Source organism: Streptomyces sp. NPDC051310 (assembly GCF_044455245.1).
Taxonomy (GTDB): domain Bacteria; phylum Actinomycetota; class Actinomycetes; order Streptomycetales; family Streptomycetaceae; genus Streptomyces.
Map to the genome: position 1 here is coordinate 437973 of NZ_JBITEO010000001.1, position 14795 is coordinate 452767.

A 14795-nucleotide genomic window follows, 5' to 3' on the forward strand; every position below is an offset into this window, starting at 1 on the left:
CCCGGTGGGGCGGCACGCACGACGGCCCGCAAGTCCCCTTCGGACGAGGGACTTTCGGGCCGTCGTGTGGACGCGTGGGTACGGTCGCGCGGGTGCGTGCGAGGCGGGTGCCCGCCGGTGCGTCAGGGAGCGACGGGAGCGGCCTGCGCGCCCTGTTCCGCCACGGTGTCGGCCGCCGCGACCGGCTCGGCGGCACCATCGGCCTCCTGGTCCAGCTCGCCGATCCGCTGACCGGCCAGCCGCTGCGCCACCCCGCTGTTGCGGGCCTCCGCCTTGGCCGCGAGCGCGCGGACCGCCGCGTTGAACTGCTCCATCGACGTCGGCTCGTCCGGGCCGAGCAGGTAGCGCTTGAGCACCCGGCGGTCGTTGGCGAGCAGGTCGGCGGCCGGGTCGGCCACCGCGGCCAGCAACTCGTCCAGCTCGGCGGCGCTGTTGCCGAGGATCACGGCGGCGCGGACGGCCGTGTTCTGGCGCTTGAACTCGTCGGCGCCCAGCTCGGCCGAGTCGGTCACCGCGTAGGGCTTGCCGCTCGCGATGAAGTCGGACACCACGCTGGAGATGTCGGAGACCATGCCGTCGGACTCGTTGAAGCAGTCGTACAGCTTCGGCTCGGTGCCGGTGACGACCTTGTGCTCCCACCAGCCGAAGGAGCGCCAGTACGCGTCGTTCCACTCCTCGCGCAGCCGCTTGAGCTCGGCGAGGCGCTGCGGGTCCGCGAGCGAGACGCGCGACTCCTCGGCCTCGTCGCCGCCCTTGCGGCCGGGCGCGGCGAGCTGGGCGATGCGTGCCTCGATGCGGGACAGTTCGACGCGGGCCGCGGCGTGGGACGCCTGCGCGGCGGCGGCCTCCCGGGCCCAGCGCGGGTCGGCGGCCCGCGCGGCGTTGGCCGCGGCCACCATGCTCTGCAGGCGCTCGTCGACGGCCTTGGCCTTCTTGTTCACCAGCCCGGTGAAGGGGTGCGGCTTGTAGATCACGCGGACCGGCCGCGGTGCGTCGAGCAGCCGCTTCATGATGTTCTCGCCGGCCAGCAGCAGCGAGGTGTTGCCCGGGTTGTTGTCCCAGCCCTCCCAGGTGGGGGCGTACAGGATGGTCGGGATCGGGTTCTTCGGCGTGCCCGTCCAGGTCGTGATCGGCGCGAGTTGCGGGCGGCCCACCTCGACGATGTCCTCGTCGCGGACGCCGACGTCGGCGAGGGCGTACCGGTCGCGGCCGGCCTGCCCGGCGGTCCACACCTCGTCGTACACCTTGGAGAAGGGGTTGACGCTGGCGAGCTTGTCGCTGTCGCCGTGGCCGATGAAGACGTGCTTCATGGTCGGGACGCGCAGCATGTGGATGTTCTTGCCGACGTTGGCGGCGTAGAGGGTGACGCGGACGGAGGAGAAGTCCATCGCCATCAGGTGCTGCCCGCCGGCCACGCACAGGATCGGCACGGAGGTGGGCTGGAGCTTCTTCACCAGGTTGCGCTCACGCATGATGATGATCGGCCGGCCGTCGATCTGCTCCATCGTCTCCAGCCACATGTTGACCTGGTACGCGGAGTCGTCGGAGCCCGAGAAGTACAGGGCGACGGTGGGCTGGTACTCGCGCAGCCAGGTGCCGACGGCCTTGAGGACGGCCCCGGCGGCCGGGACGCGGCGCTTGCGGCGGATGTACGGGACGAGCGCGACGGTGTAGAGCAGCCCCAGCGCGAGGGTGGCGGCGACGCCCGCGTACGCGACGGCGGTCTCGCCGGTCGCGACGGCGACGATCACACCGGCGACCGCGGGGACGTCGAGGTGCAGCATCTTCTCGGCGGATCGGTTCAGCAGCGCCTTCGGCGGGGCGTCCGGGATCCGCACGGCGTGCAGGTCGATGTTGCGCGTGACGACCGGCATGGTGCGGCGCAGCCGGATGAGGGTGGCGAGGGCGCCCTGGGGGGCCTGGAGGCCGTAGAAGAGCAGGAAGCAGGCGACCGCGGCGTAGAAGACCGGCTGTTCGGCGAGGTCCTCCCGGGCGAGCAGCAGGACGAGCAGCAGCTGGCGCAGCAGGAAGCGGATCGGGAGGCCGGCACGGACCTTGTTCAGCCGGTTGATCAGGTAGCTGTCCTTCTGGTGCAGATACCAGTCGGCGACATAGGTCACGGCACCGGCGGCCGCGAAGAACCAGAGGTTCGGGATCAGCGCGGCGAGCATGACGCACGGATAACCCAGTCCCATGAGGACTGCCGCGGCCAGCTCCGACGCACTGCCCACGCGTGCCAGGCGAATGGCGGTCGAAATCACGTAGAACCTGCTCCAGAGGGGGTGCCGGTTTGTTGGTCTTGCTGTTCGTCTTGCGGGTGAAGCACACGGGCCCCTGTAATCGCCACGAAGCGACACAGAGGCCCGAATTGCACAGCTAACCCACCAGATCGGTCGATCGAGTGAGTATTACACATCTCCCTGACGGTCCAGGACGGACGCCAGGGCCTGCTCGAATCCGGACGCCTCGCTCGCACCGGCGGTGGGGTCCTGCTGCCGTACGTCGATGACGTGGCCGGTCAGGTCGGACAGCAGCACGTCCAGCGAGGTCCGGGCCACGGCCTCGGAGGACAGCAGCGAACCGGCCGGTTCCTGACCGAACGCCTTCGTGCGCATGGGGGTCGCGGTGCGCTCGGGGTTGACGCAATTCACCCGGATTCCGTCGCCGGCCCATTCGTCGGCGAGGGCCTGGGTGAGATTCACCATGGCGGCCTTGGTGGACGAGTACAGGCTGTACTCGGCGCGGCCGCGCGTGTAGCTGGAGGAGGTGTAGAGGAGCAACTGCCCCTTCGTCTCCGCCAGGTATTTGTACGAGGCGCGCGCGATGTGCACGGGCGCCAGGTAATTGACGTTCAGCGCTTCCTCGATGGTCGCGTTGTCCGTCTCGGCGAGCTTGCCGATGCGCAGGACGCCCGCGGTGTTGATCACGTAGTCGACGCGGCCGCTCTCCTCGTACGCCTTGGCGAGGGCGGCGTCGACGTGCTCCGGGTTCTCCACGTGGGTGCCGGTGGTGGAACGGCCCAGGGCGTACACGGTGGCGCCGTAGCGCTCGGCGAGGGCGGCGATGTCGGCGCCGATCCCGTACGAGCCGCCGAAGACGACGAACGTCCGGCCGGAGAGCAGCTCGCGGTAGGCGGCCTCGCCGGCCTGGCGGGGGGCGGCGGTGGAGGCCAGCTGGAAGAGCTTGTCGGCGATGAAGACGTCGACCGGCTGGGTCACCTTCATGTTGTACTCGTCGCCGGGCACGACGTGGATCGGCACGTCCGGCAGGTACTTGAGCACCACGGAACAGTCGTCGGTGGCCTGGAAGTTCGGGTCGCCGGCGGCGACCTCGTACGCCTTGCGGATCGTGGAGAGCTTGAACGCCTGCGGGGTCTGGCCGCGGCGCAGCCGGGAGCGGTCCGGGACGTCGGTGATGAACTCGCCGTCCTCGCCGTGCGTACGCGTCACGATGATCGTGTCCGCGGACGGGATGGCGACGTCGACGGCCTGGTACCGGTCGAGGGCGTCGACGCAGTCCTTGATCACACGCTGTGACAGAAGCGGACGCACAGCGTCATGGAACAGGACGTTGAGGTCCTCACCCTCCGCAAGACCTTCACCGAGGGCGCGGATGGCGCGCTCGGTGGTCTCGTTGCGGGTGGCGCCGCCCTCCAGGACCCGGGAGACCTTGGTCAGCCCGGCCTTCGCGATGATCTTCTCGACGTCGGGCACGAAACCCGGCGCCATCAGCACGATCACGTCGTCGACCGACTCGGCCTGCTCGAAGATCGTCAGCGTGTGCTCGATGACGGCCTTGCCCGCGATCTTCAGCAGCTGCTTGGGGATCGCGAGGCCCACCCGCTGTCCGGTACCCCCTGCGAGCACGACTGCTGTGGTGCGGGTCTTGGCTTCATGCGGCGCTGACACAGAACGACCTACCTTGCGACGACTGGGGGACGGGCTGATGGTCGCACTCTCCGTGACCGTCTCGCAAGGCGGACGGAGGCCGCCCGGCACCGTGTGGACACCCTGTGTTCACCGCGCGGCCAGGGAAGTTCGTCCGCGCCCCGGAAGTGCGTTCGGTGACCGACGCCACAGACGTGACGGCGCTGTGTGACGGTGCGGTGAGGGACCGGTTACCTGACGGGCACATCGGCGACATTCACCAGCAGGTCATTGGTGTTGGCATAGGTGATGCGGACCCGCACGTACTGCTGCGGACGGCCGCGCAGCTTGCGCGCCGCGATGCGGAGCAGGGCGTACGGACGCTTCTTGCGCAGCTGCGTCACCGGGTACGCGAAGACCGGGCCCTTCTCGACGACGTCGTCGAGGACGCGGGCGAGGCGGGCGGGCTCGGCGTCCGGGGCGTACCGCACGAGCAGGTCCCACCACTCGTCGGCGGCGCTCTGGCGGGCGGCGGGCGCCGCGGCGGGGAAGGTGAAGCGGAAACCGCTGTCCCCGACCCAGGTGCCGGAGTAGGTGAGGTCGACGGAGCCGCGGCCGCGGCGGCGAACGATCAGGACGGGAGGGCCGCCGGCCCGGTCGGCTTTGCCCGCGGCGGGGCCGATCAGTTCACCGGATACGGTGATGCTCCCGGCCGTGACCTCGATGTCACCGGCCTCGGCGTGGACCGGCCGGACCCAGGAGCGGAGCTGGAGGTGCTTCGCCGGCTTGCCCGGGTACGGGACGAGGTTGCGCACCCCGCCGTCGTGGTCGCGCCGCCCGGCGTGCATCGCCCCGCGCTGGTCCAGGGACCGGGCGGTGATGCGCACGCGGCGCCCCGAGCCGGGGAGCCGCACCGAGCACTCCCAGACGCCTTCGTGGAACCGCGCGTCCGCCGGGACGGTGGCGCGGCCGGAGGCGTCGAAGGGGAAGCGGTGCTCGTCGGTGCGCGCGTCGGTGCGGACGCAGGCGAGCTCCACGCCCGGCCGCGGCTGGAGGAGCGTGACGGTCACGGCGCCGTCCGGCTCGACGACGCAGTCCGCGACGGGTGCGTACGCATCGGCCTCGGCGCGCTGGGCGGCGGGGGTGCGCAGCTCCTCGAACAGCTCCTCGTACTGCCGGGCGACCGTGGCGGGGTCGAAGCGGCGGGCGTTGCGGACGGCGGCCGCGCCCATCTTCCTGCGCAGCTCCTCGTCGTCGATGAGCTTCAGCAGGGCCGCGGCGACGGCGTCGGTGTCGCCGACGGGTACGAGGATGCCGTCCTCGCCATCCGCGATGATCTCGCGCGGCCCGTAGTCGCAGTCGGTGGAGACGACGGGGAGGCCGCAGCGCATCGCCTCGACGAGCGTCATGCCGAAGGACTCGTGGCGCGAGGTCGAGACGGCGATGGCCCCCTTGGCCCACTCCGGTTCGATGGGCGAGTGCGGCCCCATGAGCCGGACGCTGTTGTAGAGGCCCATCCGGTCGATACGGGTGCGGAGCTTCTCCTTCTCGGGGCCCCAGCCGTAGATGCGCAGGTCCCACTCGGGGCGCTGCGCGACGACCTCGGCGAAGGCGTCGATGAGGACGTGGTACTGCTTCTCGGCGGCCAGCCGTCCGGCGGCGACGATCGTCCTGCCGGACGCGTCGGAGGGCGCGACGGGCGGCTCGGGCACGCTGTTGGGAATGGCCAGTACGCGCGTCGCGGGCAGCGGCATCTTCTCCCGGTACACCGCGGCGTCGCCCTCGGAGACGGTGACGTAGGCGTCGAGCGCGTCGAGGTGCGCGTACATCTCCTTGCGCAGGGCGGCCTTGTGGTGGTTGTGCGTCATGTGCTCCTGGCCGATGAGCACGGCACCCGGCGGGGCGAACTGCGCGACGTAGGCGGAGAGTCCGGGACGGGTGCCGATGACGACGTCCGCGTCGGCACCGTCGCCCGCGTAGTGCTCGCTGACCCGCTCGTCGGTGAGCTTGCTGTACTCCTTGTAGCGCGCCTCGTGCCGGGGGAAGAACTCGGCGGCCTGGAGCTGGAGCGGGTGCTGCTTCTCGTTGGTGGGAGAGGCGGGGCGGGTGTCGATGAGCGGGACGACGGTGATGCGCGGGTCGATGTCGAAGAGCGCGATGTCCCGGTGCCGGAACACCGAGACGATCTCCACCTCATGCCGGTCGGCGAGCTCCTCCGCGAGGTTCAGCGTGGTGCGGATGGTGCCGCCGATGCCGTAGATGGTGTGGATGAGGAAGGAGATCTTCATCAACGCTCCGTTCGGTTCTCCGGGGGCGGTTCTGCTTCGGCCCCGGTAACAAGACGGTTGTTCGACGGCATAGGTTGCGCTCGAACGGGTATGAGTTTGGTTTTGTCAACCATCCGCGGCCCGGGCGTGTCACACATCGGTACGGGTCGGCCCGCCGGCCGGTCCGAAACCGCCGCCGCCTCCGCGGCGGGCCGGACGGCCTCGCGGCCCCGGCGGGTGGACCGCCGCCACCTCTGCCGGACGCCGGGCGCCCGACGCACGCAGCGGCCCCGGCGGGGAGAACCGCCGCCACCTCTGCCGGACGCCGGGCGCCCGACGCACGCAGCGGCCCCCGGCGGGGAGAACCCGCCGGGGGCCGTGGGACGCCGGGCCGAGGACGCCGGCCGCGGGACCGGGTCGTGACCGCAAAGTCCCGTCTGCCCGGCGGGCGGACGACGCTACTTTGCGGACACTCCCTAGAAGGGGTCGAAGCCCTCGAACTCGCGCTGGGCCTCGTCGCGTTCGGCCTCGCGGTCCCGGCGGCGCTGCGCCGCGGGGCGCGGGGCCTCCAGGCGGTGGTCCTCACCGCGGCGGCCGAGCATCTCCGCGCCCGCCATCATCGTGGGCTCCCAGTCGAAGACGACCGCGTTCTCCTCGGGGCCGATCGCCACGCCGTCACCCGCGCGGGCGCCCGCCTTCATCAACTCGTCCTCGACACCGAGGCGGTTGAGGCGGTCGGCGAGGTAGCCGACGGCCTCGTCGTTGTTGAAGTCCGTCTGCCGCACCCAGCGCTCCGGCTTCTCGCCGCGCACCCGGAACAGCCCGTCCTCCTCGCGCGTGACCGTGAAGCCCGCGTCGTCGACCGCCTTCGGGCGGATGACGATCCGGGTGGCCTCCTCCTTCGGCCGGGCCGCGCGCGCCTTGGCGACGATGTCGGCCAGCGCGAAGGACAGCTCCTTCAGGCCGGTGCGCGCCACGGCCGACACCTCGAAGACGCGGTAGCCGCGTGCCTCCAGGTCCGGGCGGATCATGTCCGCGAGGTCCTTGCCGTCCGGGATGTCGATCTTGTTGAGGACGACGAGGCGCGGCCGGTCGTCGAGGCCGCCGTACTGCCGCAGCTCCTCCTCGATGACGTCGAGGTCGGAGACCGGGTCGCGGTCGGACTCCAGCGTCGCGGTGTCCAGGACGTGCACCAGCACCGAGCAGCGCTCGACGTGCCGCAGGAACTCGAGGCCGAGGCCGCGGCCCTGGCTGGCGCCCGGGATGAGACCGGGCACGTCCGCGATCGTGTAGACGGTGGAGCCGGCGGTCACCACGCCCAGGTTGGGGACGAGGGTCGTGAAGGGGTAGTCCGCGATCTTCGGCTTGGCGGCGGAGAGCACCGAGATCAGCGACGACTTGCCGGCGCTGGGGTAGCCGACCAGCGCCACGTCGGCGACGGTCTTCAGCTCCAGCACGATGTCGTCGGCGTGACCCGGCTCGCCCAGCAGCGCGAAGCCCGGGGCCTTGCGGCGCGCGGAGGCCAGCGCGGCGTTGCCGAGGCCGCCGCGGCCGCCCTGGGCGGCGACGTACGTGGTGCCCTGGCCGACCAGGTCGGCGAGCACCTCGCCGTTGCGGTCCAGCACGACCGTGCCGTCCGGCACCGGCAGGACCAGGTCCTGGCCGTCCTTGCCGGAGCGGTTGCCGCCCTCGCCGGGCTTGCCGTTGGTCGCCTTGCGGTGCGGCGAGTGGTGGTAGTCCAGCAGCGTGGTGACCGACTGGTCGACGACCAGGATCACATCGCCACCGCGCCCGCCGTTGCCCCCGTCGGGGCCGCCGAGCGGCTTGAACTTCTCACGGTGGACGGAGGCACAGCCGTGGCCTCCGTTACCCGCGGCGACATGCAGCTCGACGCGGTCCACGAAGGTGGTCATGTCCTGTGCCTCCAGTTACGTAGGTCGTACGTGTACGGATATGTCTTCGGTGCAACAAGCGAAAGGCGGACCCGCTTCCCGAACGGGAAGTGAGGTCCGCCTCCGCGAAAGTGGATCAGGCAGCCGGAACGATGTTCACGACCTTGCGACCACGGTGCGTGCCGAACTGCACGGCACCGGCCTGCAGCGCGAACAGCGTGTCGTCGCCGCCACGGCCCACGCCCGAGCCGGGGTGGAAGTGGGTGCCACGCTGGCGGACCAGGATCTCACCGGCGTTGACGACCTGACCGCCGAAGCGCTTCACGCCGAGCCGCTGAGCGTTGGAGTCGCGACCGTTCCGGGTGGACGATGCGCCCTTCTTGTGTGCCATGTCTCCTCAGTCCCTTACTTCGCAGCCGTCGGGATCGCCGTGACCTTGATCGCCGTGTACTGCTGGCGGTGGCCCTGACGACGGCGGTAGCCGGTCTTGTTCTTGTAGCGCAGGATGTCGATCTTGGCGCCCTTGTGGTGGTCCACGACCTCGGCCTGGACCTTGATGCCGGCCAGCACCCACGGGTCGCTGGTCACGGAGTCGCCGTCGACAACGAGCAGGGTCGAGAGCTCGACCGTGTCGCCAACCTTGGCAGTGGAAATCTTGTCAACCTCAACGATGTCGCCGACAGCAACCTTGTGCTGGCGACCACCGCTGCGCACGATGGCGTACACGCGGATCTCTCCTCGCTCGGAACGGAAACCCCTGACGCCAGCCGCTCGCACGGACCGGCGGGTCCGTGACTGTCCGGATGGATGAACGGCCTCCCCGGGCGGGGCCGGGGGTGGGTGCTCAGGAGTTGGCGCGCATGGAAACACGCCGACGGTCAAGGTTACGGTCCCGCTCGGCACGGGTCAAACCGGCGGCGGAGGGGCCGCGGGGGTCACTGAGAGCATCCAGGCTCCAGCGGGCCGATCGATACCGTCAGCAGCACCTCAGGGAGCAAGGCTGCTCACCGACCGCCTAGGCCTACCTTGTGCCCATGGCCGCCGCGAGGACACCCACATAGCACCGGGCCCGGCCTGCATATCAGCAAAAGAGCAGGTCACGCTCACATTGCGGCGCCAGGACCAGCGCGATTCATGAACACCCTCCCCCGGCCCTTGGACTGCTTCACCCTCCCCCGGGGGGGCCTACGTCCTCCAGAGAGCAGCGCTGCCTGCGTTCACCGGATACCGGGACCTGCTGGGACTGGTCCGGCATCTGTCCTCGCTCGGCTGCTGTGTCCAGCCCATCCGGCTCCAAGGCCATCGCACCAAGATCGACGCCTTCACCTGCGGGATACTCCGCGAACCGCTGCCCGCCGGACGGCTCCGTTGTCCGCTGCGGAAACGGCGGCACCAGCCTCCGCCCTCTTGCGCGGGCTGTATCGCCAGGAGACCTACCACCTCATCGCCGCCGGTCTTCGTGGCAGCAAGAACATCTCCGCCCGCGTCTTTGCCACCAGCACCGCACCGGCGCGGCGACGGCTCCACCAGTTATTACTGCGCACGCACCCACGCCTAGGATGACCCTCGGCACCCCGCTCGACTCCGAGCGGTACGATTACACCGGCGCTGTCCTGTGGAACGCCCACGCCCACGCCCCCGCCCTGTGGGCCCGCTTCATGCTCCACCTGCGACGCATCATCGCCGCCGCAGCCGGTATCGCCCAGCGCCTGCTCCACAGCGTCGCCGTGTCTCGTACGCCAAAGTCGCGGCGTACCAGCAGCGCGGACTGATCCACTTCCACGCCGTGATCCGACTCGACGGCCCCGCAGGCCCCCACACCCCGCCCCCCGCCTGGGCCACCCCCGAACTGCTGGCCGACGCCATCCGGATCGCGGCCACCCGCGCCCACATCGACGGGCCCGAGGTCAACGGCCGCGCTCGCTCCTTCGCCTTCGGCGAGCAGATTGCCACCAGGGACATCCGGTCCTCCGCCTTCCAGGGGGGACCACGATCACCGAGGGCAAGGTCGCCGGATACGTCGCGAAGTACGCCACCAAGGACACTGAAGCCGCGACTGGCACTCTCGACCACCGCTTGAAGAAGATCACCGATCTCTGGTCGGAGTCCGTGCCCGAGCACGCCGCCCGCATGATCCGCACCGCCAGGGCCCTCGGCAACCGCGACGCACTTGAACCTGCGGAAGTGGGTCCACATGCGCGGATTCCGCGGCCACTTCTCCACCAAGACCCGCGCCTACTCCACCACCCTCGGCGCGCTCTGGGCACTCGACGGCCGCCCTGCTCCTGAGCAGGGCGTCGAGCCCGTCATCATCATGGAACTACTCAGCCACGCCCACATCGGCGTCACCGCCACCGTCTACGCCCACGTCCGACTCCGCCTCCAACGAGAGGCCATCGACACCCTCAGCATCGCCCGGGACGGTCTTGCCAACAATGAGCCGGCCCGAACGACGGCGACGATCCGCCGCCCTGCGAAGCCATCGTCTGCTGACGTTGCCGTCAACTACTGCCGTCAGACCGACCTGAAAAGCCGCAGCAGCCCCCTCCGGAAAACGGCGGGGCTGCTTTCTTGCACACTCTTTGGTTAGCCGCCCATACAACTCAGGCCAATGAGGAGACGAAATTCGGGCGCCGGTTTCCGCGATGAACCAAGAACCCGAATGGCCCATCATTAACCATTCCCCTCCGCCGCAAGCAGGGCCCGGAGACACCTAACCTCTTCCACAAGGCGCGGCACAGCCTCCCGCGCCATTGCAATGAAGGCTGCGTTCTCATCCCAGCGTTCGTCGCCAGAATCGACGTATCGCGGATGCTGAACCAAAGTTGCGGCAATTATGTCTCGATGATCAAAATTCGGCCACCTCTCGGCAGCGCCAGTGTCGGGAGCCGTGCTCACCGCCACAAGATTCATGGCGGAGTCATCATCCAAGGTCCTAACGAACCAAGGCGCCGGAGTGGCCGCAGAGCACAACTCCTCGATCTCCTCGAGTTCATCTTCACGCATGTGGCCACCTTCTACCCAGCCTGTTTACCTGGCCTGGAGTGCCCCGCAAGCTAGCAAGCGCGGGGCACCCCAAACAACACGATCAACTAATATCGCTCGCTCGAATATCCGAGCCTATCGATATTTTATAGAATCTCTTGTCGTTCGTAATGATCGACAATCCATCCTGTATCGCCGAATGCAAGACCGAAGCGTCGTCGTCGGCAATCATCGGATTGAATGACTTACCCTTCCACATACCCCTGAGGCGAGCCTGGAGCGAAGCAACGCCTTCGCTGGTAGAAGCCGGTCCCATGCGTCCTCCTCGCTCCGACAACCAGCTACCAATGGTGTCTGCCGAGTGTCCACCTTCGAGTAGTTCACGATGAGCAGTCGGCGAAAGCACCGGGGCACGCCCCGCCAAGGCGGCATCTACTTCAGCGGTCTTTGCACCCGAGAGGGCATCCGTCACCGCATTCGTGTCGACTGCCACCTCGCCGCAATTGTGAACGAGGACCGGCGTAACTCCCGCCACCACATAGTACGTGTGCTCGCCGAGCGGTCGTCACCTGAATTTTCGCTGGTCAGCGAATTCCGGCCGGTCCGTGGGTGTGCGTGGAAGTGCCGCGCTGTGCGGCCCTGTTGCCGTCGGCGTTGCCGTCAGACGGCTGCGCGCGTGAGGGCGGTGGAGTGGGCTTTGGCCGGTGTCCTGCCCGGGTTGGGGTCGGGCATGGTCAGGGGGCCGTACGCTGGCCGGCAACTCGGGCAGGCGTTGATCCTGCCCGGAATTTGAACGAGTGGCCCCCTGGCCTTGCCCGACGCGGGCCCGGCCCGGGGAGGTGGGTAAAGCCCACGGAGCCGACCGGCCCCACCTCCGGGCCTCCGTCCCAGCCAACTCCCCGCCGTCGCCTCGCCGTCGGCCTGGTGTCCGCCGTGCTGGCGCGTCCGGCTTCCTCCGCCCTTCCGGCGCAACGCTGCGCCGTTTCTGCGCGGCCGGGTCGCTGGCCGGCCCGCGGTGGCGGAGCCGAGAGCGGGCCGGATGGGCGGCCGTGCCGCGCGCGACCCGCGCCAGCGGGTCGCCTTGAAGACGTAGAGAAAGTTTGGACGCATCCCGCTTCGGCGGTACGCCGTGGTCGATGGCCGAGCGTCCGGCTGGGCTGCTGGCCTGGTGCGATGGTCTGCGGCGTGTGGGTGCTGTTCCGGTTTGCGGTGGTGGTTCTACTCGGCTCGGGTGACCTTGGCGTGGTCGGTGACGACGCGTCTGAAGAGGTCGTGGCCGGTGCGTCCGGTGTGGCGGAGCGCCCAGTCCTGTGCGGCTTCCTGCTCGTCATGGGCGCCGGATTCGGCTCCGCATCCAGCGGTGACGCAGAACGCCTCGTAGGTGATGCCGCCTTCGGGTGCGTGGCGGATGGTGTGGGTGACCTGCCGGTAGACGGCGCGGGGGCTCACTGGTGGCCCTCCGGGTGGCGTCGCATGTAGACGTTGCAGTCACTGACGGTGGTCATGTCGCCGACTACTCGGGCCCGGTCACGTACGTTGGCCAGCTCCGCGCACCCCGCACAGCCCTCAACGGGTACCGGCTCCAGCTCCAAACGCGAGGGAAGTTCAACTGGCGGGGTCGAGTACCTGGTCGGCTCCGTCACTGCACATCGCCACCTCTCGAACGTCACATGGCCGACCTCTTGACAGGTCGGTGCTCTAGTTCAGTATTCGAGTGGCCGAAGCACTCCCGCTACGGTTCGCAGTGCACTAGTGTGCTCCCACTGACATCACGTCAACTCAACGGAGGGGCACGCCTTATGCCCAGTCCCAAGACGTTCACGAAGATCGCGGATCACTTCCGGGAGCGCATCCTGTCGGGAGAGCTTGAGCCGGGTGCCAAGCTGCCGACGAACCGGGAGATCGCCGGGCAGTGGCAGGCCGCTGCCGCCACGGTCTCCCGCGCCTTGCAGGCTCTCCAGGTGGAGAACTTCATCCGCACCACCCCCAGGGGCACCTACGTCGCCGATGACCCGCGCTGGACCTTGTCGGCGCGGGACCGGCTGGCCCGGGTCCAGCGGGTGAAGTCGTTCCTGGCCGAGGGTGAGACGAGTCGGGTGACGGCTGCCGAACTGATCACCCCGCCGCTGTATGTGGCGGAGATCTTCGACCTGGAGGCCGGGGACCAGGTGGTGCGGCGCGAGTGGCTGGCCGGACGGGGCAAGACCCGGACCGTGTTCGCCGTGACCTGGTACCCGGCCCCGTTCGCCGCCCTCGTACCGGACCTCCTGAACACCGCCCCGGGCCGCAATCACGGACTGTCCGCCCGGGTTCTGGAAGCCACCGGGCGCACGATCTCCCACGCCCGCGACGACATGCACGCCCGCCCCGCCGACGCCCGGGAGGCGAGCGCACTGGGGCTGCCGGTCGGCTCCCCGATCCTGGCCGGCGCTCACCGCTGGTCGGACGCGGAGGGGATCATCGAGTACGGGGAATGGTGCCTGCCGCCCCGGTTCACCATCGGCTACGAGTACCAGCCCTGACCGGACAACGCGAAGCGTCCCCGAGACCCAGCCTGCGACCTTCGGGGACGCTGCCGTTCACGTGCCCACGTCAGTCCGCGTCGCGGCCTTCGAGGCGTTCGACACGCTCCTCCGACTCCTCGATCCGCTCCATGGCGCGTTCGAGCTTGTAGGCCAGATCCGCCACTCCGGGCACCGCCGGGAACTCGTTCCGCGGGGCAGTCGACGCTTCGCCCGACTCATCCATCGGCTGCACCGCAACCGGTACCTCGGTTTGAACCGCCACCCTGCTCCTGGAACAGGGAGTCGAACTCGTCGTGATCAAGGAACTTTTCGGCCACGCCCACATCGGCGTCATCGCCACCGTCTACGCCCACGTAAGGCTCCGCCTCCAGCGCGACGCCATCGACACCCTCAGCACCGTTTTCGGCACCCCGGAGGTCGCCAAGACGGTCAACAGCAACGACGGCGACCCGCCGCCCTGCCCCGCTCCCGTACGCTGACGTTGCCGTCAACTACTGCCGTCACCCAACGCAGGAGCCCCGCCGGACCAAGGTCGGCGGGGCTCCTCATTTACTGAAGTGAACGTGTTATTCGTTACTCGCGAGAGCTTCAGAAGCCACAGTAAGAGCCTCCCTCAAAGAATCTACGACCGTCGGGTCGAGCAATCGAGGATTCTCCACACGGTAGGAACCTCGAGAAAGTGGAGTAATGCTCACTTCCTGTGCCCTTTGCTCTCGGCGCACCGATCTAAGCCGTAGCGTTCCATGGCTGAGAGTTGGGAAGAAATAGCCGAACCGACCATCTGCGTAGGCCGCGTCCACTAGCGGGCGCTCCTCGGAAAACTCCTCAGCAGTCCGCAACCAATTCCACTGAGCGGGTACCGAGTCTCCCGACTCGTGGGCTCTAGCTAGCCGCCCCAGCGTCATGAATGGGAACCTTCCAGTGAAGTCATCCACCGAAATGCCATCCCGCCACGCAGCCAATGCCTCAATCAGATCGCCTAGATCATCAGTGGCACCCTCAGCCCACGTGAATCCCTGCCCCTGGATGGCTACGTAGAAGGTCCTGCTTTGGCTACCGAGCTGAATAGAAGCCCTTCCGCGACTCGAATCCAGCTCAGCCGTGGCTAGCAGGCCAGGTCCCGATGCGTAGTGGCTGTAGAGCCGCCCCAGGTCGAGATCTTTCTTTGCCGACGCTAGCTCCATCGCCGAGATAAGGCCGCCCGCAGCGAGGAGGTCTGGGTAGAGACCAGGGTCAAGCGAATCCATGCTCGTGAACCCC

The 14795-nt window shown here is 68.8% G+C and carries 13 protein-coding genes and 3 pseudogenes; 4 read left to right on the plus strand and 12 right to left on the minus strand.

The genetic code is table 11. From position 1 onward, the window contains the following. Nucleotides 1-122 precede the first annotated feature (122 nt). The 6 genes from ACIA79_RS02005 to rplU all read right to left on the minus strand — a co-directional run bounded on the left by ACIA79_RS02005 (nt 123) and on the right by rplU (nt 8751). Nucleotides 123-2261 carry a hypothetical protein gene (locus ACIA79_RS02005; protein WP_399426083.1) on the minus strand — a complete coding sequence of 713 codons (2139 nt, stop codon included), beginning with the start codon at nt 2259-2261 and terminating at the stop codon, nt 123-125. A 147-nt stretch (nt 2262-2408) separates the two neighbouring features. Beyond that, complete coding sequence (locus ACIA79_RS02010; protein WP_399426084.1) at nt 2409-3908, minus strand: SDR family NAD(P)-dependent oxidoreductase; 1500 nt, start codon at nt 3906-3908, stop codon at nt 2409-2411. A 209-nt stretch (nt 3909-4117) separates the two neighbouring features. Continuing rightward, a complete protein-coding gene (locus tag ACIA79_RS02015) occupies nt 4118-6154 on the minus strand; it encodes a glycosyltransferase (protein ID WP_399426085.1) in 2037 nt (678 codons plus the stop codon). A gap of 455 nt (nt 6155-6609) precedes the next feature. Beyond that, nucleotides 6610-8046 carry a GTPase ObgE gene (gene obgE / locus ACIA79_RS02020; protein WP_399426087.1) on the minus strand — a complete coding sequence of 479 codons (1437 nt, stop codon included), beginning with the start codon at nt 8044-8046 and terminating at the stop codon, nt 6610-6612. A 115-nt stretch (nt 8047-8161) separates the two neighbouring features. Continuing rightward, nucleotides 8162-8416 carry a 50S ribosomal protein L27 gene (gene rpmA / locus ACIA79_RS02025; RefSeq protein ID WP_031070415.1) on the minus strand — a complete coding sequence of 85 codons (255 nt, stop codon included), beginning with the start codon at nt 8414-8416 and terminating at the stop codon, nt 8162-8164. Nucleotides 8417-8430: 14 nt separating this feature from the next. Beyond that, nucleotides 8431-8751, minus strand: a complete 321-nt coding sequence (rplU, locus tag ACIA79_RS02030; RefSeq protein ID WP_031070416.1) for a 50S ribosomal protein L21 — start codon at nt 8749-8751, stop codon at nt 8431-8433. Between the two features lie 548 nt (nt 8752-9299). On the opposite strand from rplU, the pseudogene ACIA79_RS02035 reads away from it, so the two are divergent. Then, nucleotides 9300-10105 (plus strand): annotated as a pseudogene (locus ACIA79_RS02035) (replication initiator). Further along, nucleotides 10018-10615: pseudogene (locus ACIA79_RS02040) on the plus strand (replication initiator). The pseudogenes ACIA79_RS02035 and ACIA79_RS02040 overlap by 88 nt, the downstream one beginning before the upstream one ends. An 83-nt stretch (nt 10616-10698) precedes the next feature. Here the strand turns inward: ACIA79_RS02040 and ACIA79_RS02045 are convergent. The 4 genes from ACIA79_RS02045 to ACIA79_RS02060 all read right to left on the minus strand — a co-directional run bounded on the left by ACIA79_RS02045 (nt 10699) and on the right by ACIA79_RS02060 (nt 12653). Continuing rightward, nucleotides 10699-11031, minus strand: a complete 333-nt coding sequence (locus ACIA79_RS02045) for a hypothetical protein (RefSeq protein ID WP_399426088.1) — start codon at nt 11029-11031, stop codon at nt 10699-10701. Nucleotides 11032-11113: 82 nt separating this feature from the next. After that, a complete protein-coding gene (locus ACIA79_RS02050) occupies nt 11114-11503 on the minus strand; it encodes a hypothetical protein (protein WP_399426089.1) in 390 nt (129 codons plus the stop codon). Nucleotides 11504-12228: 725 nt separating this feature from the next. Beyond that, complete coding sequence (locus ACIA79_RS02055) at nt 12229-12459, minus strand: hypothetical protein (RefSeq protein ID WP_399426090.1); 231 nt, start codon at nt 12457-12459, stop codon at nt 12229-12231. Further along, nucleotides 12456-12653, minus strand: a complete 198-nt coding sequence (locus ACIA79_RS02060) for a hypothetical protein (protein WP_399426091.1) — start codon at nt 12651-12653, stop codon at nt 12456-12458. Before ACIA79_RS02060 ends, ACIA79_RS02055 begins: the two co-directional genes overlap by 4 nt. A gap of 156 nt (nt 12654-12809) precedes the next feature. Between ACIA79_RS02060 and ACIA79_RS02065 the strand changes: the two genes are divergently transcribed. Continuing rightward, nucleotides 12810-13532, plus strand: a complete 723-nt coding sequence (locus ACIA79_RS02065) for a GntR family transcriptional regulator (protein ID WP_399426093.1) — start codon at nt 12810-12812, stop codon at nt 13530-13532. A 70-nt stretch (nt 13533-13602) separates the two neighbouring features. On the opposite strand, the gene ACIA79_RS02070 is transcribed toward ACIA79_RS02065, so the two are convergent. Continuing rightward, on the minus strand, nt 13603-13767 hold the full coding sequence (locus tag ACIA79_RS02070) for a hypothetical protein (protein WP_399426095.1): 165 nt from the start codon (nt 13765-13767) through the stop codon (nt 13603-13605). Between the two features lie 22 nt (nt 13768-13789). On the opposite strand from ACIA79_RS02070, the pseudogene ACIA79_RS02075 reads away from it, so the two are divergent. Then, nucleotides 13790-14014, plus strand: a pseudogene (locus ACIA79_RS02075) (site-specific integrase); the annotation flags it as partial. Nucleotides 14015-14101: 87 nt separating this feature from the next. Here ACIA79_RS02075 and ACIA79_RS02080 read toward each other — a convergent pair. Continuing rightward, nucleotides 14102-14782 carry a DUF6193 family natural product biosynthesis protein gene (locus ACIA79_RS02080; RefSeq protein ID WP_399426096.1) on the minus strand — a complete coding sequence of 227 codons (681 nt, stop codon included), beginning with the start codon at nt 14780-14782 and terminating at the stop codon, nt 14102-14104. Nucleotides 14783-14795: the final 13 nt, after the last annotated feature.

Excerpts from the sequence above, each read along its gene's own strand:
- rpmA (WP_031070415.1), bottom strand. The coding sequence starts at position 8,416 with ATGGCACACAAGAAGGGCGCATCGTCCACCCGGAACGGTCGCGACTCC.
- ACIA79_RS02045 (WP_399426088.1), bottom strand. The coding sequence starts at position 11,031 with ATGCGTGAAGATGAACTCGAGGAGATCGAGGAGTTGTGCTCTGCGGCC.
- obgE (WP_399426087.1), bottom strand. The coding sequence starts at position 8,046 with ATGACCACCTTCGTGGACCGCGTCGAGCTGCATGTCGCCGCGGGTAAC.
- ACIA79_RS02065 (WP_399426093.1), top strand. The coding sequence starts at position 12,810 with ATGCCCAGTCCCAAGACGTTCACGAAGATCGCGGATCACTTCCGGGAG.
- ACIA79_RS02080 (WP_399426096.1), bottom strand. The coding sequence starts at position 14,782 with ATGGATTCGCTTGACCCTGGTCTCTACCCAGACCTCCTCGCTGCGGGC.
- ACIA79_RS02015 (WP_399426085.1), bottom strand. The coding sequence starts at position 6,154 with ATGAAGATCTCCTTCCTCATCCACACCATCTACGGCATCGGCGGCACC.